A 25430-nucleotide genomic window follows, 5' to 3' on the forward strand; every position below is an offset into this window, starting at 1 on the left:
GGACAATCAATGGGACAGTTTGGGACTAATTTGCTGATATGTCGCAGCTTGGCAGACTACATATTGCTGAGTCGTTCAGGTTCCTCCAGGTCAAAAGGGAATTGGCATGAAACCATTTCATGCCAGGGTGATTTCTGGGATAGTCTCATCCATTATTGGGGATGGCTGTTCAGGAGCGGTGCCGAAGTTCAGGCGCTGCATATGACGGTGACCATCATCGGCCCGCAAGTGCCGATAGAGCTTGACCATCTCTGAATCCTTGTGTCCGACCCATTCCATGATTTGAGCCTCGGTCACGTTTTGTCGGAAGGCTTCGCTGACGAAGTAGTGTCGAAAACTATGGAGTCGTCCATGTTCAAATCCGATCTCACCTACAGGGATGGGGAAGCTGGAACTTAATGGCTCAAGAATCTGCTTGATCAAATTTCTACGAATCACATCCGGCTTTATTTTGCCACCGAGTGGACCATGAAATACGAGTCCATCGTGATGCATGGGAATCTGTTTGAGAATCGTTTTAAAGGTTTCATGGAGTGGGATCGTTCGTCCACGCTTACCTTTGATCGTCCTGACAGAGCCAGCCTGTTTGCGACGTTTACTTGATCGTTCATCGGTCAGTTGAATGACATTGTTTTCGAGATCAAGGTCTGACCAACGTAGGGAAACAAATTCGCCGATGCGCATGCCGGTTGTTGCCAGGCCGACGATGACATTTTTCATCCACTCCAGTGAAGGCGTTTTCTGGCAGTGCGACACCATAGCCTCAACTTGTTCCCTGGTATAGCAGTAGGTATCGGATCCCTGTGCCTTGCTCAGTGATATCCGAAACTGGACTTCCCCAAGAATAGTGGGCGCCCAAAAGAGAGTGTAAGCTCTCCGAGAGGAGTCGACTATGTCGGGATCATCACAGGCTGGAAAACGGACGCGGCGGCGTTATTCTGAAGAGTTTAAGCGGGATGCCGTGGGACTGGTGACCGAGCAGCATTATCCGCTGGCCGAGGCGGCTCGACGCCTGGATATTCATGTCAGTGTTTTACGCAACTGGAAAGAGAAGTTCATGAGCGGCAAAGAATCGAAGTCCAACGAGAAGTTGTTTGAATCCGAACGTGAAGAGTTGCGACAGCTGCGCGAGGAGAATCGTAAGCTGAGAATGGATCGAGAGATTTTAAAAAAAGCAGCAGCCTTTTTCGCGAAGGAAAATCAGTGAGATTTACCTTTATTGATGACCATGAAGAAGACTTTGAAGTAGCTCGGATGTGTGAAATCTTCGAGGTTTCCCGGAGTGGATATTACACCTGGAAGAATCGTCCGATGAGTATACGCCAGGAGAATCAACAGGAGTTGACACAGGCCATGAAGGAGATTCATCAGGAGACACGAGAAGTGTATGGCTCTCCTCGGATGCATAGAGAATTGCTGGAACGCGGCTATGAGGTCTCAGAGAATACGGTGGCCAAATTGATGAATCAGGCTGGAATTCAGGCAAAAACCAGGAAGAAGTTCAAAAACACCACGGACTCGAATCATTCCCGGCCCGTGGCTGAGAACCATCTGGATCGTCAGTTTGATGCCGTGACAAAAAGCAATGAAGTTTGGCTGAGTGACATCACCTGCATCTGGACTGAGGAGGGCTGGTTGTACCTGGCAGCAGTGCTGGATATGTATACGCGCAAAGTTGTAGGCTGGTCGATGGCCGAACGCATGACCTCAGACCTGGTGGTCAATGCCTTGAGGATGGCAGTGGATCAGGAGGCCGTGTCGAATGCAGACCTCAAAGAATTAACGCTTCACTCAGACCGCGGGAGTCAGTACGCTAGCGAGGATTATCAACAGGTGTTGACCTCGATGGGAATCACCTGTTCGATGAGCCGGAAAGGGAACTGTTGGGACAACGCTCCCATGGAGTCATTTTTTGCGACGTTGAAGAAAGAGCTCGTTCATCATGAGCGATACAAGAAGCGTTCAGAGGCTCGATCGAGCCTGTTTGAATACATCGAAGTGTTTTATAATCGAGTACGGAAACATTCTGCACTGGGCTATCTGAGCCCTGCGCAGTTTGTACAAGTGACTTAACCATTACCCCGCGCCCACTATTCTTGGGGAAGTCCACAATGAGGAATTGAAAATAAATCATTCAGTCATATTGGATCATTACAAACTCTACGATGAGATATCTGCTTTGATGGCCAAGTATTATACGCATACATCCCAGATCAGATTGAGTTCGATGGGCAGGGTAGTGGACCCGTTAAGACTAGCTTTCCAAATATAAATACTAGATATCAATGAGGGGCCTGTCAGGAGGTTGAGAGTTGAACCCAGTCATTTCTCAGCAATTGAGTGCATAAGTCATTGCGTTGAATATACAGTTCCCTATTGATATTCGTTTCCATGAGTACTAACGGCAACTGATTCCGGGAGGCAGGGCAATCGCATGAGAATTACTTACAAAAATACTTAAAAAACAGGAGTTTTCGACAGTTCCACTAAAGTTGATGACACGAAATCGCATCTTTTTTGCTAACAATCACACTAAAAACGCTGTATTTACAGAGTTTTCTCATGCGATTGCCCTGTTCCGGGAGGCGAGTTCCGATTCGTGCCCACAACAGTATTCCGACTATGTCGCATTCACATAGCAATGGAATTTGTTCATGAAATACTGTGATAAAGACCATGCGATTAATCTCTCTCATCACCGGCTCAATGATGGAATTGGAAGCGTACAGGTAAGCAGTCGTTTGATTAAGTGTTCTGCGGCGAACTGCTATTGGTAGACGTCACCTAGAGAAGATACGGAACGTTGAAAGCATGTTGGCAATTGGGCTACATAATTCTATTCATAACCCTAAATCGATTCCTGTAAATTCAGTTTGAGAAATCAGACTACTTCCCGTAAATTAGGCCAAATCAATGTCTGAATCCGCCCCAGATCAACCATGCAATCCAAAACATCAAGAGATACAGCATTTATTGCTTGAGCAATACAAACTCTACGTCGAAATGGCGGATCGTGTCAGCACTCGGCGACATAGCATGCACCTTGCGTTTATAACCTTACACACACTGGTTCTCGCCGCCATTGGCCAGTTGCTTCAAAGCGACACAGAAGTACGAGCAGGATTGATTTTGCCTTTGCTGTTAGTCGGGATCGGCTTGTGTGTTCTGTGGGTCTTGCTGACTCTATCTTACCGAAGGTTGAACGAAGCGAAATACAAAGTTGTTGGACTTCTTGAAAAGGAGTTGCCCGCTCAACCATACAGTGTTCTGGAATGGACAATGCTGGGAAAGGGCGGAGATTCCGGTCGATATATGACATTGACGCAGATCGAATCGTTTATCCCTGTGTTTTTTATCGTAATATACCTCGCAGCAAGCGTGGTCTTTGTAAAAGAGTCGCCAAAGCCACATGAGGTGAATCTTCCATCACATGAAACGCGGTCCAATTTCTTAACTTAATTTCATAGACTACAAGAGGAACGCGGAAACCAACAATGAGAACAGCTATTTGAAATAGCATGAAATACCAGCTGAAATTCGTCAAATTGCACTTACAAATCAATGCGTAAACCCTGCAAAACTTCCCGATCACTTTTGACGGTTCTGGACTTCAAGCGATTGATAGATACTGGTATTTCAGCGGCTCGCATCATAGTAGTTGTCTTTCAATTCGGCCGGAATCGCTTCCCAATAATGCTCCTGTTTGATCTGAAGGTAGTATGAAATGATCAAAGAAGAATTGTTAATCAGAATGTTTCGACCGTTAAACCGGCATAGTCGTAAGCCGCTTGGGAGTAGCCTTCGATGCCGTACTTGACCTGCTGGAACTGCTGCTGGACTTCGGCCAGTTTGATCGTCTGCTGATGCTGGGCATCGGTGATCCCCAAATCAAACCCCGCTTTCAAATTCAGCCGATCCACTTCTTGCTGATGATTAATCGTCGCCTGAGCCAGAGTGTTAGTCGTCCAGGCCTGATCCCGGCTGGAGGAGGCGGTCAGATTTGCAGGGATTTCAAGACGGATTAAGCATGTCCACAAGAAACGTGGACATGGCGACCGGTTGTCTTCGTTTGTTGCATGAGAACGTGTCGAAGTGGATCTATTTCTCGTCGTCGTAGACTTTAAGTTTTACGGTTCCGGTTGGCTATTTGGGTTGTTGGATGTCAATTAAAGCCAGAAACTGCAGGGTGGATTCATCTTATCTCTCTGAGAATCAAACGACAAAATCGGGCGGGCCACCCACCGTGGTCGATTACTCACTCTGCAGCAAACGGAGTCTGCCATTGCAGTGCATTTTCACCGGCGAGAATATCGTATGCAGCTATGGTTAGTTTTTCCATATAGTAGATTGTTGCTTTACTTGCGTTACTTTGCACAAGTGCATCGTGACATGAATTACTGAAGTTAAGCATAGTTCCGCAGTGGAAAGCCACTTCGCGTGCTATGGAATCGTTATCACTAGTTGATTTCCAAATGATCTTCATCGCTTCTAGTAATTTTTCATTTTCTGAGACGCTTGGCTCTTTCCCTAACCGCATTAACCAATAAGGTCCTTCATCTGCAGTATTTGCAAAACTCAAATAATCAATGGCCTCATCAAGATTCATATTATTGATCGAATTATTCATGGCTTTGTTCCTTCATAAAGAATAGCCCTAGCTCCTAGACGACCTTGATATTCTGTTCTTGGCGACTCGCCGATTATTCGAACATTAATAAATCCAGCTTGTTCCATGAGTTGCTTAATATGGTGGATTCAATTTTGAAATGCACGGGTTGATGGAAAAAGAGTGACATTCGTGAGATGGTTTGTTTTGACCAAACGACCATCAATCCTACTAAGAAGAAATCACGAATGTCACACACGCATCTTACTGCTGAGGAACGTGATTCCATAGCGCACATGCACGCCCTGGGACACTCTCGAATAGAAATTGCGCGCGAGTTATCCCGAGACCCCAGCACGATCTCCCGAGAACTGCGGCGGAATTCGGATGCGACCGGGAAGTATTTCGCCGGGAAAGCCGACCGCAAAGCGCGACGGCGTCGACAACTCTGCAAACTCCCCTGGAAACTCAACCACGCTCCGCTCAAAGAATTCCTGCTCGATAAGTTGTCTCTCAAGTGGTCGCCGGAACAGATTGCAGGTCAACTCTTGCGACTGCATCCTCGGGAGGCCAGAATGCGAATATCCATTGAGACGATTTACGCCTGGATCAAAGCAAACAAAAAGCAGGGCGGCAACATCTACAGGCAGCTGCGTCAATCGAGAAAGAAACGCCGCAAACGCTACGGCACAGGGATCTCCAGACGATGCGACCCGACCAAAAAGCCAATGGATCAGCGACCGGTTTCTGCACGCAATCGTTCGCGGATCGGGCACTGGGAATCGGATACCATCGAGGGTCAAAAGGGGACCGGCTACATTGTCACGCATGTCGAACGCAAGACCGGCTATCTTGTGGCGAGCTATCTGCCGGACAAGAAAGCATCGACGTTGAACGCGGCTTCGGTGTTTGCGTTTGAGGGGTTGCCATCGTCATTGATTCGAACTTTGACGACGGACAACGGGAGTGAGTTTTCGGGTCATCGAGAGTTGGAGCAAGCCCTGCATTGTGCGATCTATTTTGCTCCGGCTCGCCAGCCGTGGCAACGCGGCCAGAATGAGAACACCAACGGGCTTCTGCGGCAATACTTCCTGAAGGGGAGCGATTTCCGTAAACTGAAAGCCGAGGATATTCAAGCGGCTGTGATGGAGTTGAACAACCGGCCTCGCAAAAAGTACCAATTCAAATCACCACACGAACTGTTCGAACCCAAAACCCGTGCATTTCAAAATTGAATCCACCTATTTCTCAGAGAAGCTGATGAAAATTGCCCTTTACCACCAGACTTTAGCTTGTCAAACCCATTTTGAATTACAGATCTCGCAAGGTTTGAGTCTCCAGGTATCCGATGAAACATCACAGTAGAGAAGTGACCGTCTGGAATATTGGAAAGATCGGTGGCGTCATCATAATTTGTACCGCCTGTGAGATTACTACCATCGAGGTCGTCCGGTTCGATATTATTGTGCAATACATTCGGTCCATCGAGTTCACCACCACTTCCCATGTTCAATGTGTCGTAGTCGTCGTAATCATTATGATTCGATTGATTTCCTGTTGGTAGGAACGGATTATTAGGATTACCTCCATTCCCACCCTGATTCTGCCCAGCCTGAAATCCTCCGTTTGCATTACCATTTCCGTTGGCTTGGGCGTCGCCTGGTATTTCTCCGCCATTGCCATTTGCTTCTGGAACATTGTTTGCGGTATTCGTGCTAGTGTCAACGTTGGCAGTAGATTCACCGACGGTGATTGGTTTGGCGATTGTGGTTGTGGGGAGATTTTCTCCAAGGCGGCTACCCAGTCTGCTGCCGCCGTCGATTGCTTTGTCCATGGCTTTTTCGATCAGGACAGAAGCGATTTTTTCAGCGAGGACTTTGGCAGCCTCGTCGAGCATTTCTTCTGTGTAGGCGTCTCGAATCTCGTAATAGGCTTCGAGAACTTCCGCAAAGATTTCAGCTGCGTCTTTGATGGATAGTCCGATAGTCACGACACCACCAACACCTGTGGCCGAGCCAGCGGCTCGCAGGAGAATGTCGCGAATCAACTCCTGAGCAAATCCCTGAATGAATTCGGCAGAGAAGATTCCTGAGCCCTGTGTGCCGAGTTCATCCTCAATGTAGCCTTCATCAATCGCAATTCCTAAAGCGTTATAGAACTTGTCTTCCAGTGACATCTCGCCGACATAGTCTCCGCCCTGCCAATCGAAATTGCCCGGGTTTTCCAGTTGATTACGCAGACTTTCTTCCTGCCTTTGTTTCTCCGCCAGTGACTCCTCGTAATAGTCAATCTCGCTTTGAATTTCTGAGACATCCCGATGCCCCCAACCTGTCCAGGAATTCTGAGCCCCTTCAAGTTCGTCATACAGTTCTTCAAGCTTGTTCTGGATTGAAGTTTGGGCTAAATAGTTGTCCTGTAACTCCAATTGCAGTGCATATTGTTCCTCATTCGTCAGCCCATTGGAGTTACGAGGGTCACTTATCGGAATATTGTTTTCAGGTTGATTCTCAGGGATATTCGGTCGAGTCGGAGCATTGGGGATTGTATTGTCCTGTGTATCGACAAGTTTTTCCTGATCAAAATCGATCGGAGCAACTTCATCCCCGTTACTCAAGTAATAAGTGGATTCCGTTCGAGAAGGTTGACCAAAAGGATCGATCGAATAGTGTCGATCTTCCCTGATTCCTAGAAAATTTCCATTGCTGTCATATAGTTCATAGATTTTAACTAAATCCGGTTCACCATTTGATGAACCTGTGACAGCAGCAGTCCCGGCATTTGAGCCACCCCCAGCGACTGCTGAACGCTGCCATTGTTGGGCCGCTCCAAAATCAACACTTCCAATCTGGCTCCCGTCTTGTTGGTTGGTTTGCTGGTTGCTTAGGTTACCAGTCCAATTGACGTTTTGAACCCCATTGATTTGGGCGCTCGAGGTTCCCAGATTGCCGAGGGGGTTGTTGGCGTTGAAGGATTGGCCCCGTTTCTGGCCGGCTTGCTGGGAGGCGAGGTCGTAGGGGGAGAAGGCATCTTCGGAGGAACCTCCCTCATAGTTGGCGTTGCCGATCCCTGAGCCGAAGGTGTTGCCGAGGTTCAGGTTGCCGTTGAAGTTGCCGTCATCGAGATCGTTTTCGAATTTGGTCGGATCTCCGGTGTCGCTGTAGTTAACTCCGGTTGGTAGGTCGACGGTGACGTTCTCGTACGGATCGTAATCACCCGGTTCATATTCGTAGTCGCCGTTTTCGAGCAGTTGCTGCTGAGTGATGGCCTCACTGGCCTGCTGAGCCGAGCGGTCGGTTCGGAGGGTTTTCCAGGCGGATTCCCGTTCAACAGCATAGTCCCGCTCGGCGGCGTTCTCAGCCTGTTTTTTCGCGAGCAGTTGGGTCTGTTCGATTTCGATGTAGTCGGCCTGGGCCTCGGCGTTCTGGGCGGCTTGTTTGTGCCAGGGGGTGGGAGCGGAGGTTGTCCAGGCTGCGGTTTCCTGGGCGTAGGTGTCGGCTTCGAGTTTGTTGAAGGTGGAGCGGACGAGGGCTCGGGTATCGGAGGCGGTGCGGTTGGCGTCGGCCAGGGCTTGCTGATAGATCCGATTCACTTCGGCCAGATCGGCTTCGGCGGTTTGATGGATTCCGCTGAGGTTGGTCACATAATTGAGTCGGGCGGTGGACTGGGTCTGGTCGCTATCCCGCCAGGCCTGCTTGACCGAATTGCGGTAGACGGTATCGCGATTGGGTTCGTAAGTGATCGGATTGCCGTATTCGTCCTCGTAGGTTTCGACCGTTAAACCGGCATAGTCGTAAGCCGACTGCGAGTAGCCTTCGATGCCGTACTTGACCTGCTGGAACTGCTGCTGGACTTCGGCCAGTTTGGTCGTCTGCTGATGCTGGGCATCGGTGATCCCCAAATCAAACCCGGCTTTCAAATTCAGCCGATCGACTTCCTGCTGATGATTAATCGTCGCCTGAGCCAGAGCGTAAGTTGTCCAGGCCTGATCACGGCTGGAAGAGGCCAGTTCGCCAGGGTTTCAAGACGGATTAAGCATGTCCACAATAAACATGAACATGGAAACCGGTTACCCTCGTTTGTAGCACGAGAACGTGACGGAGGGAATCTGTTTCATGTCGTCGTAGACTTTAAGTTTTGCTGTTCAGGTTGGCTATTTGGGTTGTTGGAAGTCAATTAAAGCCAGAAAACGCATGGTGGTTTCATCTTGTTGCTCCGCAACCCAACCGACAAAGTCAGTTGGGCCACCCGCGTCAACCTGATTGAGACGACTTCGGTGCGGCGGATCGAACCGACAATATCAGTGGATCGCTCAGCGATCGCACCAGGGAAAACACTCTGGTGACCAGCCTCACCAATCAGACGCACCGGGAAGCCCTCGAGCAACTGCTGACAATCGTAAGGCAAATCTTTAAACAACAGCGAACCGACAGTCCGAAAATCTACAGCGTCCACGAACCGCATGTCGAGTGCATTGCCAAAGGGAAGGCGCATAAGAAGTATGAATTCGGCTGCAAAGTGAGTGTAGCGACCACAAACGCCAACAGCTTCATCGTCGGAGTCCTTGCTTTGCATGGGAATCCCTTCGATGGCCACACACTTCAGCAGGCGGTTGATCAGGTGGTGAAGATCACTGAGATTGAGCCCGCACACATCATGGTTGATCGTGGCTATCGTGGCCATGATTATGAGGGATCGGGGAAGGTGCACCTGGCTGGACGGATCCCAAAAACGGCGACGCGGGCGTTTCGGAAAATGCTCAAACGTCGCAGCGCGATTGAGCCCACAATTGGCCATCTCAAGAGCGATCACCGGATGGAGCGAAACTATTTGAAGGGTCGCGAAGGAGATCGCATCAATGCTCTGGTGAGTGCGATCGGTTACAACCTGCGCAAGCTCCTGGCCGGGCTGGCCTGCGCTCAATTTTTCCCCATCCTGGCCATCGACAAGCTGATAAATCGGTTATGTCAACTCATTCTTCCGAGACAAATCCCCAACAATTGGCCACTTCTGACAGGTTCCTAACTACACACTGAACAAATCAGGAATCGAAACACAAAATCTGGGTTATTCAGGGACGACTAAACTCTTTCAGGGAAGGGCCATCCGCTGGCGCTGCTGACCCAGCCACCCTGCCGTAAGTGATCGGATTGCCGTATTCACGCCAAAACTATATATGTATACACTCTTGCTCTATTCGTCTTCGTCCGTCTGTTCAACGGGATCGAACAATTGATATTTCATACCACCGATTTCTCCTTCTACCGAAGGTTTCAGTAACAGGGAATTGTCGAATTCGTCTATTATTTCTCCTATCGATTTGTTTATCATTCTTGATTGAACGCCATCAATTCCGTATCTATGCAGATAAGTGGAGAATATTCGATTGAACTTCTTTCTCGTCTCCAGTTCTAACTTTCTTCCTGCAATATTTGTTGCTGTTACAATGCTGTTTGTTCCTTCTAATTCTACTTCGACTTTGTATGGGTCCATGTCCATCCTTCCTCTTATTGTACAGTCCCGTTAATCCAAATCCATCGGTCACCAGTTGAGTCAATGTATTCAATAGTCATATTGTAATCTGCTGAAGTTTTTTGCATAGCTCTTTTACAAGAGGAACATGGAGGCCGTTGACCCGATATTTCAAGATACTTGCCAGGACCGAGTTGTGCTGATTCCATAAGGAAATCAAGTATTTTGCCTTCCGTATGACCATATAGTGACTGTTCTGGAAAAGTGAGGCGTTGACCTGGTTCCAGTGCAAAATCAACACCACTTGTTTCAGAACCACTTCCATTTTTTCCTCCACGAGGTCCTAATAATTCCCAGTCGGCGTGGTGAGTACTATCGTAAGCTGGCAATCCTTTGGCATAATCCCAAGCCTCTTCTTTGGTATTGAATACAATTACCACTGTTTGTGAAGTACCATCAAGTTGGTAAATCTCCTGCGTGACATACCCTTGAGGACCTTCCAATGCGTATTTTCCATTATACTCTACGGCAACATACGTATTGTGCACCCAGAGCGAAAATCCCCAGTGCTCGTCGCCGACGAAGTACGTGTGGTCTTCGGCGACTCGCATATTGTAGACGGATTCGATTTGGCCTGTCGAGAGGATCGCAGTGACCGGGGTTAGCGAATCGTCCATACCGACGATGAGATCGCCGTGTTCGAGGTCACGCGCGGGAGTCCAGCCTTTCTCGTCGACATAGAAGGGATGTTCCAAAGTCGTGGTGACGGTTTGACCGCCCACAGAAAGTGTTGCTACCGATGCCTGTCTCAGGAATGTCTCTTCAACCTTTCGGACAGTGACAGGTCCGTGACTATCGTAATCGGTTGGACTGTTGGGAGTTGTATGATGACTTTGAAAACCCGAAACCGCAGGGTGATTTCATCTTGTTGCTCCGCAACCCAACCGACAAAAGTCGGTCGGGCCACCCGCGAGCAATTCTCGCACCAAATGACTTCCAGAATGCTGCTCAAATAATGAATGTCTTTGAGAAGTAAGAACTTAAGATTTTCGGAAAAAGCAAAACACCCCGGCACGACTTTGTAAAAATGTGGGTAAAGACAAGCCGACTAAGTCGGTCGTGCCACCCGCGCTCTACTGGACTATTCAAAGCCCGAAGTCGCATGGTGGTTTCATCTTGTCGCTCCGCTCCCCAACCGACAACGTCGGTTGGGCCACCCGCGTTACACGACTACCGATTGAAAACATTTTCGGACAAGAATTTTACAGCATTATTAACCGAATTAAATTCGCCTTCATATTCGATAGGTTGAATGACATTAATGTAAATAAATGAGTTGTTCTTTTCTGCAGAAACAGGAAATACTTCAAAATGAAATTCGTCTTTGCAATCTACTACAGCAAACAGGGTGCAATCATCAAGTATTCGAAGCAAAAAATTACAACTATTATTTATATGCATTATTTGAGTACAAATCTCACGTAGATTACTGATGTCTGCACTGTGATCTCCTTGATACCATTCTTCGGAAAATGGTTCTTCACTGAATATGGGGTGGTTCCGTATATTCGTCCAAGTGCCTGGAACATTTACATCAAGATTTCCATTCATTTAGTTTTTCCTCATTGATATGAATTCACCATTAGGCAAAAACACCCATGTAACTGGCCCATCTTCAAAGTAAACTGCATAGGAGTGCCCCTGTCCAACAGGAGCACCAACACGTCCGTTTCCACTCCTGTAAGCAGCCTCAGCTAATGCTTTAGCATCATCAATACCTCCATCTTTTGCCTTTCTCACTGCTCCCCCCAGCCATGATAATTTATGTCTAACCTTTGAAGGAAAGTTTGAATTAAATGTTGGGTTAGCTGGCAAGTTGGATAATTTGTTAGCATTATCTGCGACATTTCCCAAGTTTTGTTGGCTTGTTGATCGTACTGGCTTATTTGTATTTGAATTTAATACCCAACCACCTTGCCCGCCATTGAGTGTATCATCCCATATGCCATATACCTGCTGCCCATTGACTATGTCACCAGGTATCGGTTGAATGCTATATGTATTATGAACCCAAACCGAAAATCCCCAGAATTCATCGCCGACGAAATAAGTGTGGTCTTCTGCGACTCGGAAGTTGTAAACCGTATTAAGTTCACCAGAATTGATGACAGCCGATATGGGAGTAACAGAGCCATCATGACTGACCAGTAGATCCCCTTCGATGAGATCTTTGACGGGTACCCAGCCTTTTTCGTCAACGTAAAATGGATGCTCAGGTGTTGTTTTTATTGTTTGTCCGCCAGCACAAACTAACATGACTGGAGCTGTCAGTACAAACGTTTTTTCGACTTTTCGAGGAAGCAGATCTCCGTTAGGATGATATTCGTTTTTCGACCAGACGATGTCACCAATTTGAATTTGTTCAATTGGTATTGAGCCAGCGGGTGTCAGAATGGGAGTTCCTGCAACAAAGCAAGAGGGCAATTGATTAAAGATTGGTAAACCATTAGTTTTCGCTTCATCAAATGCACCTTGAGCAGTTTTTCCATCTGTTTCAATTCCGTCTGGAGTTTTGTTACCTGAAATCGATGGGCTTGAACCATCAGCCATAATCGGTTTGTTTTTCAACGTTCCTTGTGGTAAGTAATCATCAATCTTATTCAGGAACTTGCCAGATTTGGCGGCCTTACCTGCAGCGGCAACGCCACCTGATGCGAGAGCTTCTAAAACAGCCATCACAATATTTCCAATAATCCGCCCCTTGAGCTCCGCCTTTTCCAGTTCATCCAAGCCTTCGAGGTATTCCTCAATGTCATTCAAGATGCTGGTGTAGGCTTCATGTGCAGAGAGCAAAGCTGACTTCAGATCCTCTGACATTCCTTCAGAATCAGAAGTGTCTCCATTAAGAAGAATCGCCATGACTCCATCGTAATTATGAGCCATTTGCCAGCTAAGTTCTGATTGGAGTTGTGCAACATCTACAACCGAACCCGCGTTATTATAAATAAAGTCTGCAGCGTTATAAATGAATTCCCCAGCACTGGAATATGTTTCATCATAATTAATGACAGCATTTTGAACGCCTACTCCAAATTCAATTGCACTGTTGATTCCATCCAACCCAATGCCCTTTCCAATTCCTCTCAAATAAGCGTCTAGAATTTCTTGTTCAGTGGGAGCTTGAGTGGAACCATTCGTTGCTTCTTCGCCCAGGCGATTGAGTTCGTTTACCAACCGTTGTCTTACTGATTGATAATATGCCAGATCAGCATTAAGACTACTCAAGATACTTCTGAGATATCCAGGATCAGGTTTGTTAAAATATGGGATGTAACTTTCTGCCCATTCTAAATCTGACTCTACCTGCTTGATATCTTTCTTAATTAATCGAATTGTTTGATCGATCTTTAGAATTTCTGCTTGAATCTCATTGGCTCGCCTGCGATTGCTGTTTTCTTGGGTGGCTGTACTTGCTCCCAGCTCAGCTTCAATATCTGCAATAATGTTTTCTTCTGTACTGATTTCTCTTCGAATGTGCAGTTCAGAAAACTTGCTTGTCCCATTATTAAACGCATCTAATTCCCTATACCACTGATCAAGTTTATTCCTTCGGCTTTCGAGTTCATTCAGTTTTTGTTGCCGATCAGCCTCGCTCAATCCCGAGGCATTCTGAGCCCTCCCGGCTGCTTCTGTTGGTAATCCGCTGGGATTGCCCGGAGATGTGGGAGAGCCATTTCCAAAGGCGGCGAGAGTCCCTGTTGGTTCCGTTCCGGTTGTTGCCTGATCCCAACCGTCGGAATCCCCAAAATCGACACTTTCAATCTGGCCTGCTTCCTGCTGGTTGGTTTGTTGGTTGCTCAGGTTGCCTGTCCAATTAACGTTTTGAACCCCATTGATTTGGGCACTGGAGGTGCCCAGGTTGCCGAGGGGGTTGTTGGCGTTGAAGGATTGGCCCCGCTGCTGGCCGGCCTGCTGGGAGGCGAGGTCGTAGGGGGAGAAGGCCTCTTCGGAGGAACCTCCTTCATAGTTTGCGTTGCCGATCCCTGAGCCGAAGGTGTTGCCGAGGTTCAGGTCGCCGTTGAAGTTGCCGTCATCGAGATCGTTCTCGAAGGCGGTTGGATCGCCTGTATTGCTGGTGTTGACTCCGTTGGGGAGATCGACGGTGACGTTCTCGTACGGATCGTAATCGCCCGGTTCATATTCGTAGCCGCCGTTTTCGAGCAGTTGCTGCTGTGTGATGGCGTCACTGGCCTGCTGAGCCGAGCGGTCGGTTCGGAGGGGAATTTAGCATGTTCTCATCAAATTCTGAGATTGAAACCGATAAAAATACCTCTTGTAACTTCGTCACAGCGGTAGCAGCTTCGCATCAACCGGTGCCACCCGCGTTGACATTCTCCAAGTATACAGATCGCAAATGACAAATCAGTGATCGCCAATACTCTGAAAGTAAAATCTCTCGGTCCAAGCAAAGCAATGGTCCACTAAAAGGAGTTGCGATTCCATAGATTTGGTCCGCAATAGCATCGCCAAGTAGTTGCTCTTCCCCACAGAACGCACCATCAAACATCAACACAATTATTTCTATTTTTGCCGACGACTTGGCGAACTGAAGTAAAGTTGCGGCCATTTGGGCGAATTCTTGCATCGTTCCAAAGGCAATCTCGACAAGTATCAGTCTCAGATTTCCCTCTTGCTCTGTTAAGTCAAACCACTCGATCGGTACTGATACAGCAACTTTTATTTTTTCTATGAGAGAGTCGACATTAGTACTAGTTGAGAAATAGCTGTGAAGCACAAATGTATTGGCTCCTTCAGGAGAGACAATTGTATCAAACGACATCTTCATCGGAATCACCTTCCAAGAATCAACTGAAGTTGGTTTTCATCTGGGATAAACGAGGATATGACCTTCCCTGCATATGGCCCTTCATCTGCCACAACAATTACGACTCGCCGCCCGCCCGATGTTCCGAGATAGGCAGTACCTTGAGTCGCACCAATTCGCCAAGGGGCAACGTGTTCTGGGTTTCTCAGAATCTCATTGGCAATTTGCTTAAACGTATCAAGACGGTTGGCTAGCGTACCGCTGTTAGGTATGAGGTCGCCAACTAAATGACGCATTGCGTGGCCACCATCATTTCTCATCCCATCTAATGCAGACTCAGCTGCGTCATCCGTTAGCCCCCTTGAACCAAATGGCTGTCCATTACCAAAATTTGGCATATCATCAATGTATTCACCGCCATGAGATGGCCAGTCATTTGGGTCGTCAAAAGTTCTGTTCTTTTGTGCGTTTTCGAATGCTTCTTCAGCTGTCTCATTGAATGCGCTTCTTCGAGCTTTTGATGTTTTAAGCTTTCGCTCTAATATTTCCCAAGCCCCTTTGCTTAAGTTAATCCCTCCTTCTGCAATTGCGCGAGCATCTTTGAGACCATAATAAACTGTAATTGCTTTAATATAAATATTATCTGGAATCAAGCCTTGTTCATGGCGATACATCCTTGAAGCTTCATACGCGGCAACAGCACCTTCCAATCCTGGTCCACCTGCTTTGGGGCGAGAATTTCCACCATGAGTCCAATCGCTTCCCTGCCCGTACGAAGCTGAATTACCAAACCCCAACTCAGTAAACTTTTCTTCCAATTCACGTAATCTTGCTTCTAAATCTAACTTTTCATTGATTTTTTTGTTGATTTGCTCATCAAACCAACTGTTCCTTAGCCAGCTAAAGAACAGGATATCAGATTTTTCTTCCTCAAGTTTACGAATTTCTTCTTCCACACGTTCAATCTGTTTTCGCAGACTATTGATTTCAGCAACTAGTTCCTCAAACAATTCAAATTCATCTGGAGACAATCCATAAACGTCAAAGTAATTCCCATCCGGAAGATCTGATGTGTCGTGATAATAGTCAAATACGGGACCAATGAATTCATGTTCTTCATTCAGTGGAGGAAGTGGTAATTCAGTGGGATTTGAATTGCCTTCTGAATTGTTTGCTTGGCTCCCAAATTCACCAACATCTTCCAAATCATCTGGTATGCCATCTGTAATACGATTACTTTGTGATTGCCAAGCTTCTGTCCCACCAAATTCAACTGATGTAATCTGGCTGCCATCTTGTTGATTCGTTTGCTGGTTTTCTAGATTCCCGGTCCAATTGACGTTCTGAACTCCGTTGATTTGGGCGCTGGATGAACCCAGGCTTCCCAATGCATTATTTGATGAGAAAGAGCTTCCTCGGACGTTTCCTGACTGTTGACTGGCTAATTCATAACTCGCGTAGCCATCCTCTGAAGAGCCGGGATCATTGTTTCCGTTTCCTATTTGCGATCCAAAAGTTCCGTTGAGATTGAGTTGGCCAGAAAAATTATCATCAGACAGGCTGTTCTCATAGTGTTGCGGATCGGAATCGGATTCGTAGGAAACGCCAGTCGGCAAATCAACCGTTACATTTTGATAGGCATCATAAGTTTCGTCGTAATACTCATCTCCACCGTTCTCGAGAAACTGCTGTTGGTCAATGGCTTCATTGGCATATTCTATTGCTCGACTACTGCTTAATGTCTCCCGTGCCAGTTCCCTCTGGTGGGCATAGTCCCGCTCGGCAGCGTTCTCGGCTTGTTTTTTCGCAAGCAGTTGGGTTTGTTCGATTTCGATGTAGTCGGCCTGAGCCTCGGCATTCTGGGCGGCTTGTTTGTGCCAGGGTGTGGGAGCGGAGGTTGTCCAGGCTGCGGTTTCCTGGGCGTAGGTGTCGGCTTCGAGTTTGTTGAAGGTGGTGCGGACGAGGGCTCGGGTATCGGAGGCGGTGCGGTTGGCATCGGCCAGGGCTTGCTGGTAGATCCGATTCACTTCGGCCAGATCGGCTTCGGTGGTTTGATGGATTCCGCTGAGGTTGGTCACATAATCGAGCCGGGCGGTGGACTGGGTCTGGTCGCCATCACGCCAGGCCTGCTTGACCGAATTGCGGTAGACGGTGTCTCGGCTCGGTTCGTAAGTGATCGGATTGCCGTATTCATCCTCGTAGGTTTCGACCGCTAAACCGGCATAGTCGTAGTCGGACTGCGAGTAGCCTTCGATGCCGTATTTGGCCTGCTGGAACTGCTGCTGGACTTCGGCCAGTTTGGTCGTCTGCTGATGCTGGGCATCGGTGATCCCCAAATCAAACCCGGCTTTCAAATTCAGCCGATCGACTTCCTGCTGATGATTAATCGTCGCCTGAGCCAGAGCGTAAGTTGTCCAAGCCTGATCCCGGCTGGTCGAGGCGGTCAGATTTGCGGTGGCGAAGTTATCGGAGCCAGCTGGATTGTACTGGGCGATGTACTGGGTTTTGACGGCGTCCCAGGTATCCGCTTGAGCCTGGGCTTCGTCCAGTTTGAACTGGGCATAGGGTGTGCCGAGGTCGGTCGAGAGAGAGGTCCAGGCAGCCACATTCGCGGCTCGTTCCCCCGAGATGTGAGCGGCATCCGCTTGAGCAATTTCATAAGCATAGTCGGCATCGGCTTCGGCAACGAGACCTCGACGGGTTGTCTGGGCAGCAATGCGGGCCTGTTCAAAGGCGAGGTTGGCATCGGCAATGGCGATGTCGTAGAGCCGTTCGGCTTCGAGATAGCGGGCCTGATCGTCTCTGCTGGCCTGGGATAATCCGGTGTGATAACCCTGCTGAGAATCGACAGTTGAACCCTGGTAGGCTAATCTGGACCCATTCACTGCTTGATCGTAAGTCTCGGACTCCTGAGTCAACAGGGAATTGTAGCCTGTCGATGTGCTGGGTGTCGCGGCGTCGGGTCGCTGACCGTTCTGGTAATCCCGCTGAGCGGTCGCCTGATTGACGGCCAGATCGCGACTTGCTTCAAAGGAATTGGTTCGCTGTGTCTGTTGAGCCAGACTGCTATCGGTGCGGAAGACCTGTTGTGTGGTTTCGTAGTCTGTCTGGTAAGTCAGATCGGACTCGAGGGTCGCCATGCTGTAGATATTCCAGGCGGTATCGAGTTGACCCTGGCGGATCGCTTCGGCTGCGGCGATGCCATCGGCGTAGCCGTTGTCGGCGGTATTGATGGCCTCTTCGTAGTTATTGTCGGCCACAGTTTGAGCGGTTTGATAGGCGACATAAGAAGTTGCGTAAGCCTGCATGTAGGCCAGCTGAGCAGCGGCTTCGGCAGCAGCCTGTTGATCTTCGTCTGTTCCGGAAGTGGTGGCCTGAGCGGCCGCGGCTGTGGATTCGTTCTGAGCGACGGCGATTTGATAGTCGACCAGAGCCTGTGTGGTCGCCGTCACTTTGAGAGCTGCTGCGTCCTGAATTGCTCCTTCATAAATTGCCCGGGCATTCTGAACGGCCAGTCGATAGATTTCTTCCAAATCGCGGATGGTGGCATCCTGAGCTCCGTAGATGACCGCCTCGTTTTCAGCCTGAGTGATCAGCAAATCGTTCGGACGAGCAGGCAATGCGGAAATGGCCGAATGATAGGTCGCCTCGGCGGCGTTAATCGCATTGGCTTGTGCGAGGGCGTTGTTACTCAGTGCGGTCGCGTTGCTGACAAGTGCATCTCCGACGCCGGTGACGAGAGTCGTCAGGGAGCCGCTGATCGCATTGTTGCGGTCGTTCTGATCGGACTGCAAAGCGGCGACATGGTCATCGAAGGCCTGATCCTGAGACCAACCGTTGTAGCCACCAGTACGAAGGTAGCTGACCTGATCGTCGGCGATGTTGTTGATCCAGTTGGCATAATGCGTGGTGGTGGCGTTGTCGTAGGAGGCCCGGGTTTGACGGAGGGAATCCTCGGTTGTGGTTTGTGCATTCAAATCCTGCTGCCAGCGTGTTTGATTCGCCTGGGTGATTTGTTGCTGATAGGCCGCTTCGGCTTTCTGTGTCAACTCCTGAGTATCGGCTTCCCAGGTACTCCAGGCGGCATCAACGGTTTCCCATTCGGTCTGCAGAGCCTCGTAGGCGGTTTGCTCGGCGGCCTGAGAATTGGTTCGGAGAGCTTGAGCAGCCGACTGGACGATTTGATCATATGTTGCCTGAGCACTGTTAACGGCAGTGGTATAAGCCAGGTCGGCTTCAGCAATGGCTGCATGATAGGCTCCGACTTCCGGAGCGATTTCACCGGAAGTGGTGAGAGTAGCGACCCAAGTGGCCAACTGATCGGCCTTTTCCGTAGCGAGTTCTTCCTGATAGGTCTGGTAGGCCAGGCGAATCGCATCTCGAGCAATCTGATCGGCCGTCTGTGTTGCATCTTCTTCAGAGATGCGAATTGAACGGGTCGTTTCGTAGTACTGATTGGAATCTGCACGAGTGCCATTGGATAACGTTTGCTGTTGTCCAGCGACCGTTTCTGTGTAGGCGTTGCGAGCGGAAGTGGAGTCGGTTACATAAGTTGACGTCGCATTCGAGACGTCGGTAGCCCAGGTACGAGTGAGGTTCGAGACTTCATTCTGGTAAGAAAGTCGCAAATTCTGCTGCGATTGAGCGTTCGATTCCTGAGCCCGGGAAACATTCTCTGTAAAGGACAATTCGGACTGATCCTGTGCCCCGGCGGCATCGAATCCTGTAATAGGGACGACGCGAATCGGTTTGCCTTCGTCATCGTATTCCACAGTACCCTGTGACTGATAATAGGTCGAGTCGACGGTGGATCTCAAGGTGGAACTGGCTGAAATCAGACTTTGCTGTAAGCTGTTTCTTTGCTGCAATGACTGATCGAGTTGAGTTTTCTGAGCGGTCGCAGCCTGACTTTTGAATTGCGTTAAATGAGTTTTCTTTTGTGCCAGCAATTGTTCCTGGGCGTCATTAATGGTTGTCTGTTGAGCGATTGCAGCATCGAGTTTTGCATGAGCAAAATCGGCTTGTTTTTGAGCCGTATTTGTAGCTCGCGTAATTGAGGCTGTGGAAAGAGCACTGGTGTTATTCGGTGTTGCTGTGGCACGTGTGTACTTTGCCTGAGCGACAGCGGCCTGATATCGAGACCAGGCGGAATCGACAGTTGTATTCCAGGCATTGATCTGATTGAGTTGGGCCTGCGCGACATTTTGCTGATAAGCATTCGCTGCGTTGGCCAACGCTTCACTCTTTTGTCCAGCCGCCTCAGCCTGATCGATTGCGGCTTGCCTGGCCGCATCAATTTCACTCCTCTGCAAAGCAATTCCTTCGTCCCAACCAGCCTGATAGGCTGTCTTACTATTCTGTTCGACCGTCGAGTCGTGTGTTTCCTGCGCGGCTTGAATCGCTTGTTCGTGAGCATATTCCGCATCGATGATTGACTGTTGATTCGTCACGCTTGCCGCAGTAATCGCTTCCTGTTCAGCACGGTACGCCGAGTCTGTGGCACTCGACCAGGCTGCCTGAGCCGTAATGCGACTGACATGATACTGCGCACTGGCGGCGGCTTGAGCATCATCGAGGGATTCTTGAGCAGTCTCCAGTGCCGCGATGTATTCAGCCCCTTGCATTTGTGAATAAGCGGCCCCTGTTTCGTTATGCGTAATGACATTTCCATCTGGCATAACGGCATAGAATGACATTGTAGGAACCGTCAAAACATCATGATCGATTTGAGCGATCTCATTGGCATGATCACGGTAGGCCGATTGATGGTCCCGAGCCGAAGCATGGGAAGCCTGGATCATACTTTGGTTCATTTCGTGCAACGCTTCTGCCAGAGCATCGTTCTTCGTTTTGGCTTCAGTCGCTTGTGTGATTGCCAGCTCTTTATTGGCATCGGCAATTTTTGTGGTTTTTTCCTCTTCTCCCTGTGCAGTTGCAGTTGACAGATCGGCTGCGGCACTTGCATTGTCAATCGCTTCGGTTTTGTCGGCTTCGGTGACTGTTGCGATCGCACCGGCCAATGCGCTGGCGGATTCTGAAACTCGAGATTGGTAGTTGCTGTTTAAAGTATCGACATAGGCTTTTTCAGCAGCGAACAGATCCAGTTGATAGTCCGATTCTGGCCCAGGATTGGCACTGGCCCATGCGTTGAGTGCACTTTCCAGAGCTGAGTTGTAAGCCGAAGCGAAAGCAACTTGATAGCCTGCCACGCTGGTTTGATAGGCCGCTTGAGCACTTGCAGCACCAGACTTAAATGCGGCGACCGCATTGGCGATCCCTTCGGTTTGTTGCTTCGAGAGATCCGCCATCGTTTCCGCATATTGGGTTTCGGCACGAGCGATGGCGGTTAGCTTACGATGTTGGAATTCTGCGGACGCTTTCGCACTCGCTTCGGCTGCAGCATTTTGTGCTTTTTCGACTTCCATTCGGAGTTCGCTCAACTGGATCAGCAAAGGCTCGCGACTCGAATAGTAAGCGGCTGTGTTCTGGTAGTTGAGATCGTTGTTCGCTTGACGATAAGTAAGTTCCGCAGCTTTTAACGCATCATTGAAATCCTGCTCAATCTGAATCATTCCATCAATATAAAGATCGTATTCTTCTTCGGTATATTGTTGACTATCCAGATCTGAAATGGCGGCCTCTTTCTCATTCCAGGCATCAATAAAGGCTTGTTGAAGTGCGGCATAAGCAGGCGTATCCTCAGAATAAGATTCATTAACCTGCAGATTCTCTATTTGGTCTAATAGCGAATTGATCTGGTCCTGCAATGCGGCAATTTGGCCATTGGTCTGTTGCTGCCCATTAGAGTTTCCGGAATTGACACTACTGGGATTCTCGGCGGCTGTTATTGCAGCCGCCAGCACTGCTTGTGCAGCCGCTGATTGCTGAGCCACACCTCTTGACGAAGAATTGACGGCTTGTAAGTAAGCAGTTGCCAGTTGTTTGAGAGCATCTTCGTATTGCAGTTGAGCAGACTGAGTCTCTGAATCTAAAGAAGACTGAGCCTGGGCGACTGCGGATAGGAAAGCGAGGTCATCTTCCACACCCGGAGCGTTCGTCGAGCCCGTCATGACACCACTCGAATTCGCAGTGCTGCCAGCATTCAAATAACTTGAATTGGCCAGCGGAGTCGTGAGTGCAGGGGCAGGAGGCTGCGTGATCTTCGGCGGAGGAGCGATAGGGGCGAACTGATTGCGATTAAATGTAGTCGTGACGCCTGTGAAACTTCCAATCTCGCTTTGGAATGTCGACGAAGACGCGGCTAACTCGGTTTCATAATCAGAAAGTGCCTGAGCGACATTTGAGGAATAGGTGCCATTTGCACCGTCAATGATGCCGTCACGAGTGGCAGATGCAGTTGTAATAATGCCATTATAAGTTCCCGCGGCAGCATCGTCTCCAGCCACATGATCTGGCGGAAGCGTCGATCCCGATCCCTCACCTCCCGATCCCCCTTCTGGAGGATCCACAGGAGTCGTCTCCGGCACTAATGTCGGCACAAAGGTGGCTTCCTCCACCCAAGTCCACTCCAGCGACACCCAGTCGCCTCGGACGGCTTGCCGGGTTTCCGGATTCCATTGCACCGTTCGGACACGAGTCGTCTGAGCTCCCAGGGCAATACCGACGGGCATATATTGGAATGATCCCGTTGCAGAAACCTCTGCCGTCCCATCAACAGTTTCGCCAGTTGCCAAGTGAGAAAACTCTAGAGAAATTCCCGCAGCCTGCTCACCGGCATCGATGGCACCACGGAGCAGAGGATTGGATGTTTCCAGGTCCGTTGCATCCGCACCATTGTCATCAGCCAGACCAAACTCCGAGATCACCGGAGTGAGTAACGTCCGAGCTTCCAATTGGAAAAAGAGAGTCGACCATGAGCCGGTGACAAACTGTCCGGCCTGATCATCCCAAACCGAGGTTCGCATTCGCAAACTGTTAAGTCCAGCAGCAAGACCAGCCGCAGTATAGCGGAAGTTTCCGTTCTCATCGGAAGTGGCCCGTCCATCAATGAGATCATCTCCATCATGATCAAATTCAACGACGATCCCGGCAATTTCCGCCGCATCCTCGTTGTAACTGGAATTCCCGGATTGAGAACCATCGGGAATCAAACCAAACAGTATTTCTCCCTGATAATAGCCGTCTAACTGCCCCGTAATTTCTGGCAGATAGGTTGACCAATTCGCTTCGTTTTCACCCAAATCGTGCACCAATTGCACGGAACTGATTCCGGCGACTGGTGTCGCGCTGGACTGGAATGTGACTTCTTTCCAATTCCCGGTGACGGGATTACCCGTGAGAGGATCTTCGACAAGGCTACGTGCCCGAATCGTGACCTGGCTTCCATCGAGACCCGCAGGATCGTAAGTGAATCGACCTTGTGAATCGGTCCAGGCAGATCCGTCGATTTGATCGTCGCCGTCGTGATCAAACTCGACCTGCACAAATGCGATTTCTGTCTCTGGTCCACTTAAACGCCCCATCAGACGATTTGCAGGAGCCGATTCTGGATCGATTGGGGTTTCATATCCCTCGCCAGAAGGTTCCTGATTGCTCCAGCCTGAACCCAGGTAGAGGTCCGTTATGCCTGGAGCCACATAGGGGAGCAATTCAAAACTGAACGAAATCCATCCCGGCGTGAGATTCTCTCCCGTGACTGGATCAGTGACGACCGATCGCACCTGTATAGTTTGTGGTCCGGGAGATAAACCCTCTGGTTGATAACTGAACGGAATTAAATCGAGAGCATCAATCACGTCTACGGATTGAGTCGCTTCTGCAACTCCATCACCATCATGATCGAATTCCAGCAGCACAGTTCCGGCGGTTTCTATACCCGCGACAACACCACTTAACAACGGATTCGTCGCCGTCCAGCCCTCAGGCGTTTCGGTCCCGAATGCCAACCCGATCGATTGCACCAGGGTGCTGCTAATCAGGACGGTCCCTGTCGTTTCATTTCCGGCTGAATCTGTCACGGTATAGGTAAATTGATCTTCGCCCAGAGAGCCGATGGCGGAGAGATAAGTCAGTCGCAAGGGATGATTGTTGACATCTGGTTGAAACACGATTCCCGAGGTCGGGTTTGACCAGGAAACGATTTCGAGTTCGTCTCCCTCCGGATCAGACAAACTGCCCTGGAGTTCAATGATCAAGGGCTGGCCGGAACGGACTGCCACTTCAGTATCTACGGCAACGGGGGCTTCATTTTCATCGAGGAGATTGATAGTAACGACCGCTGTTGTCGTCTCGCTGTCAGAACTGTCCACCTGAATTTCGAGGGTGTGAGAAGTCACAGCCTCATAGTCAAGACTGGCTCCTGTATTGACAGTAATCTCTCCTGTGTTCTGATCGATACTGAAGAATGTGGCGTCTACACCCGGTAAGATTTGATAAGTGTAGGTCACTCCCACATTCGGTTGAGGAACTTCAACCTGCCCTACACTCTCACCGGCGAGGGCAAGTTCCGACAAGTTGAATACGGCATCAGGCAGCGCAATTGCATCAGGTGGATTCAATTTTGAAATGCACGGGTTTTGGGTTCGAACAGTTCGTGTGGTGATTTGAATTGGTACTTTTTGCGAGGCCGGTTGTTCAACTCCATCACAGCCGCTTGAATATCCTCGGCTTTCAGTTTACGGAAATCGCTCCCCTTCAGGAAGTATTGCCGCAGAAGCCCGTTGGTGTTCTCATTCTGGCCGCGTTGCCACGGCTGGCGAGCCGGAGCAAAATAGATCGCACAATGCAGGGCTTGCTCCAACTCTCGATGACCCGAAAACTCACTCCCGTTGTCCGTCGTCAAAGTTCGAATCAATGACGATGGCAACCCCTCAAACGCAAACACCGAAGCCGCGTTCAACGTCGATGCTTTCTTGTCCGGCAGATAGCTCGCCACAAGATAGCCGGTCTTGCGTTCGACATGCGTGACAATGTAGCCGGTCCCCTTTTGACCCTCGATGGTATCCGATTCCCAGTGCCCGATCCGCGAACGATTGCGTGCAGAAACCGGTCGCTGATCCATTGGCTTTTTGGTCGGGTCGCATCGTCTGGAGATCCCTGTGCCGTAGCGTTTGCGGCGTTTCTTTCTCGATTGACGCAGCTGCCTGTAGATGTTGCCGCCCTGCTTTTTGTTTGCTTTGATCCAGGCGTAAATCGTCTCAATGGATATTCGCATTCTGGCCTCCCGAGGATGCAGTCGCAAGAGTTGACCTGCAATCTGTTCCGGCGACCACTTGAGAGACAACTTATCGAGCAGGAATTCTTTGAGCGGAGCGTGGTTGAGTTTCCAGGGGAGTTTGCAGAGTTGTCGACGCCGTCGCGCTTTGCGGTCGGCTTTCCCGGCGAAATACTTCCCGGTCGCATCCGAATTCCGCCGCAGTTCTCGGGAGATCGTGCTGGGGTCTCGGGATAACTCGCGCGCAATTTCTATTCGAGAGTGTCCCAGGGCGTGCATGTGCGCTATGGAATCACGTTCCTCAGCAGTAAGATGCGTGTGTGACATTCGTGATTTCTTCTTAGTAGGATTGATGG

Annotated in this window: 17 protein-coding genes; 6 read left to right on the forward strand and 11 right to left on the reverse strand. The window is 49.4% G+C overall.

Annotation, left to right across the window (positions count from 1 at the left end; translation table 11 throughout):
* Window positions 1-117 precede the first annotated feature (117 nt).
* A complete protein-coding gene (locus Pan54_RS02115) occupies window positions 118-894 on the reverse strand; it encodes a tyrosine-type recombinase/integrase (RefSeq protein ID WP_315852392.1) in 777 nt (258 codons plus the stop codon).
* Between Pan54_RS02115 and Pan54_RS02120 the strand changes: the two genes are divergently transcribed.
* Together Pan54_RS02120 and Pan54_RS02125 are read left to right on the forward strand one after the other, a co-directional pair.
* Window positions 893-2073 (forward strand): IS3 family transposase gene (locus Pan54_RS02120; protein ID WP_146501926.1). Its coding sequence is split into 2 segments (ribosomal slippage): window positions 893-1178 and window positions 1178-2073, totalling 1182 coding nucleotides; the frame shifts between segments, so codons are not numbered across the junction. The genes Pan54_RS02115 and Pan54_RS02120 overlap by 2 nt on opposite strands.
* An 840-nt stretch (window positions 2074-2913) precedes the next feature.
* A complete protein-coding gene (locus Pan54_RS02125) occupies window positions 2914-3459 on the forward strand; it encodes a RipA family octameric membrane protein (protein WP_146501927.1) in 546 nt (181 codons plus the stop codon).
* A gap of 287 nt (window positions 3460-3746) precedes the next feature.
* Here Pan54_RS02125 and Pan54_RS02130 read toward each other — a convergent pair whose 3' ends face one another.
* Both Pan54_RS02130 and Pan54_RS02135 read right to left on the reverse strand, forming a co-directional pair.
* Window positions 3747-4037, reverse strand: a complete 291-nt coding sequence (locus Pan54_RS02130) for a hypothetical protein (RefSeq protein WP_146501928.1) — start codon at window positions 4035-4037, stop codon at window positions 3747-3749.
* Between the two features lie 218 nt (window positions 4038-4255).
* Window positions 4256-4627 carry a hypothetical protein gene (locus Pan54_RS02135; RefSeq protein ID WP_146501929.1) on the reverse strand — a complete coding sequence of 124 codons (372 nt, stop codon included), beginning with the start codon at window positions 4625-4627 and terminating at the stop codon, window positions 4256-4258.
* A gap of 227 nt (window positions 4628-4854) precedes the next feature.
* On the opposite strand from Pan54_RS02135, the gene Pan54_RS02140 reads away from it, so the two are divergent.
* Window positions 4855-5841 carry an IS30 family transposase gene (locus Pan54_RS02140; RefSeq protein WP_165441826.1) on the forward strand — a complete coding sequence of 329 codons (987 nt, stop codon included), beginning with the start codon at window positions 4855-4857 and terminating at the stop codon, window positions 5839-5841.
* Here Pan54_RS02140 and Pan54_RS02145 read toward each other — a convergent pair.
* A complete protein-coding gene (locus Pan54_RS02145) occupies window positions 5832-8522 on the reverse strand; it encodes a hypothetical protein (protein WP_146501930.1) in 2691 nt (896 codons plus the stop codon). The two genes, Pan54_RS02140 and Pan54_RS02145, sit on opposite strands and share 10 nt — an antisense overlap.
* A 288-nt stretch (window positions 8523-8810) precedes the next feature.
* Here Pan54_RS02145 and Pan54_RS25680 point away from each other — a divergent pair, with 288 nt between their 5' ends.
* Together Pan54_RS25680 and Pan54_RS02150 are read left to right on the forward strand one after the other, a co-directional pair.
* Window positions 8811-8948: a hypothetical protein gene (locus Pan54_RS25680; protein ID WP_165441535.1), complete on the forward strand. Its 138-nt coding sequence runs from the start codon at window positions 8811-8813 to the stop codon at window positions 8946-8948.
* Window positions 8945-9628 (forward strand): transposase, encoded by a 684-nt coding sequence (locus tag Pan54_RS02150; protein ID WP_165441536.1) that lies wholly within the window; start codon window positions 8945-8947, stop codon window positions 9626-9628. Before Pan54_RS25680 ends, Pan54_RS02150 begins: the two co-directional genes overlap by 4 nt.
* A gap of 168 nt (window positions 9629-9796) precedes the next feature.
* Here the strand turns inward: Pan54_RS02150 and Pan54_RS02155 are convergent, their stop codons facing one another.
* The 4 genes from Pan54_RS02155 to Pan54_RS02170 all read right to left on the reverse strand — a co-directional run bounded on the left by Pan54_RS02155 (window position 9797) and on the right by Pan54_RS02170 (window position 13732).
* Window positions 9797-10096, reverse strand: coding sequence for a hypothetical protein (locus Pan54_RS02155; RefSeq protein ID WP_146501932.1), 300 nt, complete (start codon window positions 10094-10096; stop codon window positions 9797-9799).
* 14 nt (window positions 10097-10110) lie between these two features.
* Window positions 10111-10857 carry a polymorphic toxin-type HINT domain-containing protein gene (locus Pan54_RS02160; RefSeq protein ID WP_146501933.1) on the reverse strand — a complete coding sequence of 249 codons (747 nt, stop codon included), beginning with the start codon at window positions 10855-10857 and terminating at the stop codon, window positions 10111-10113.
* A 448-nt stretch (window positions 10858-11305) separates the two neighbouring features.
* Window positions 11306-11686, reverse strand: a complete 381-nt coding sequence (locus Pan54_RS02165) for a hypothetical protein (protein WP_146501934.1) — start codon at window positions 11684-11686, stop codon at window positions 11306-11308.
* Complete coding sequence (locus Pan54_RS02170) at window positions 11687-13732, reverse strand: polymorphic toxin-type HINT domain-containing protein (protein WP_146501935.1); 2046 nt, start codon at window positions 13730-13732, stop codon at window positions 11687-11689. It lies immediately after the preceding gene.
* A gap of 192 nt (window positions 13733-13924) precedes the next feature.
* On the opposite strand from Pan54_RS02170, the gene Pan54_RS02175 reads away from it, so the two are divergent.
* On the forward strand, window positions 13925-14122 hold the full coding sequence (locus tag Pan54_RS02175) for a hypothetical protein (RefSeq protein ID WP_146501936.1): 198 nt from the start codon (window positions 13925-13927) through the stop codon (window positions 14120-14122).
* A 319-nt stretch (window positions 14123-14441) separates the two neighbouring features.
* Here Pan54_RS02175 and Pan54_RS02180 read toward each other — a convergent pair whose 3' ends face one another.
* Genes Pan54_RS02180 through Pan54_RS02190 form a run of 3 tightly spaced genes read right to left on the reverse strand, consistent with a single transcriptional unit; the run spans window position 14442 to window position 25401 of the window.
* Complete coding sequence (locus Pan54_RS02180; protein ID WP_146501937.1) at window positions 14442-14921, reverse strand: hypothetical protein; 480 nt, start codon at window positions 14919-14921, stop codon at window positions 14442-14444.
* Window positions 14922-14926: 5 nt separating this feature from the next.
* Window positions 14927-24418 (reverse strand): Ig-like domain-containing protein, encoded by a 9492-nt coding sequence (locus Pan54_RS02185; protein WP_146501938.1) that lies wholly within the window; start codon window positions 24416-24418, stop codon window positions 14927-14929.
* On the reverse strand, window positions 24415-25401 hold the full coding sequence (locus Pan54_RS02190; RefSeq protein ID WP_165441826.1) for an IS30 family transposase: 987 nt from the start codon (window positions 25399-25401) through the stop codon (window positions 24415-24417). The genes Pan54_RS02185 and Pan54_RS02190 overlap by 4 nt, the downstream gene beginning before the upstream one ends.
* Window positions 25402-25430: the final 29 nt, after the last annotated feature.

The organism is Rubinisphaera italica (assembly GCF_007859715.1).
Lineage (GTDB): Bacteria > Planctomycetota > Planctomycetia > Planctomycetales > Planctomycetaceae > Rubinisphaera > Rubinisphaera italica.

Excerpts from the sequence above, each read along its gene's own strand:
- Pan54_RS02155 (WP_146501932.1), bottom strand. The coding sequence starts at position 10,096 with ATGGACCCATACAAAGTCGAAGTAGAATTAGAAGGAACAAACAGCATT.
- Pan54_RS02140 (WP_165441826.1), top strand. The coding sequence starts at position 4,855 with ATGTCACACACGCATCTTACTGCTGAGGAACGTGATTCCATAGCGCAC.
- Pan54_RS02190 (WP_165441826.1), bottom strand. The coding sequence starts at position 25,401 with ATGTCACACACGCATCTTACTGCTGAGGAACGTGATTCCATAGCGCAC.
- Pan54_RS02180 (WP_146501937.1), bottom strand. The coding sequence starts at position 14,921 with ATGAAGATGTCGTTTGATACAATTGTCTCTCCTGAAGGAGCCAATACA.
- Pan54_RS02165 (WP_146501934.1), bottom strand. The coding sequence starts at position 11,686 with ATGAATGGAAATCTTGATGTAAATGTTCCAGGCACTTGGACGAATATA.
- Pan54_RS02125 (WP_146501927.1), top strand. The coding sequence starts at position 2,914 with ATGTCTGAATCCGCCCCAGATCAACCATGCAATCCAAAACATCAAGAG.
- Pan54_RS02135 (WP_146501929.1), bottom strand. The coding sequence starts at position 4,627 with ATGAATAATTCGATCAATAATATGAATCTTGATGAGGCCATTGATTAT.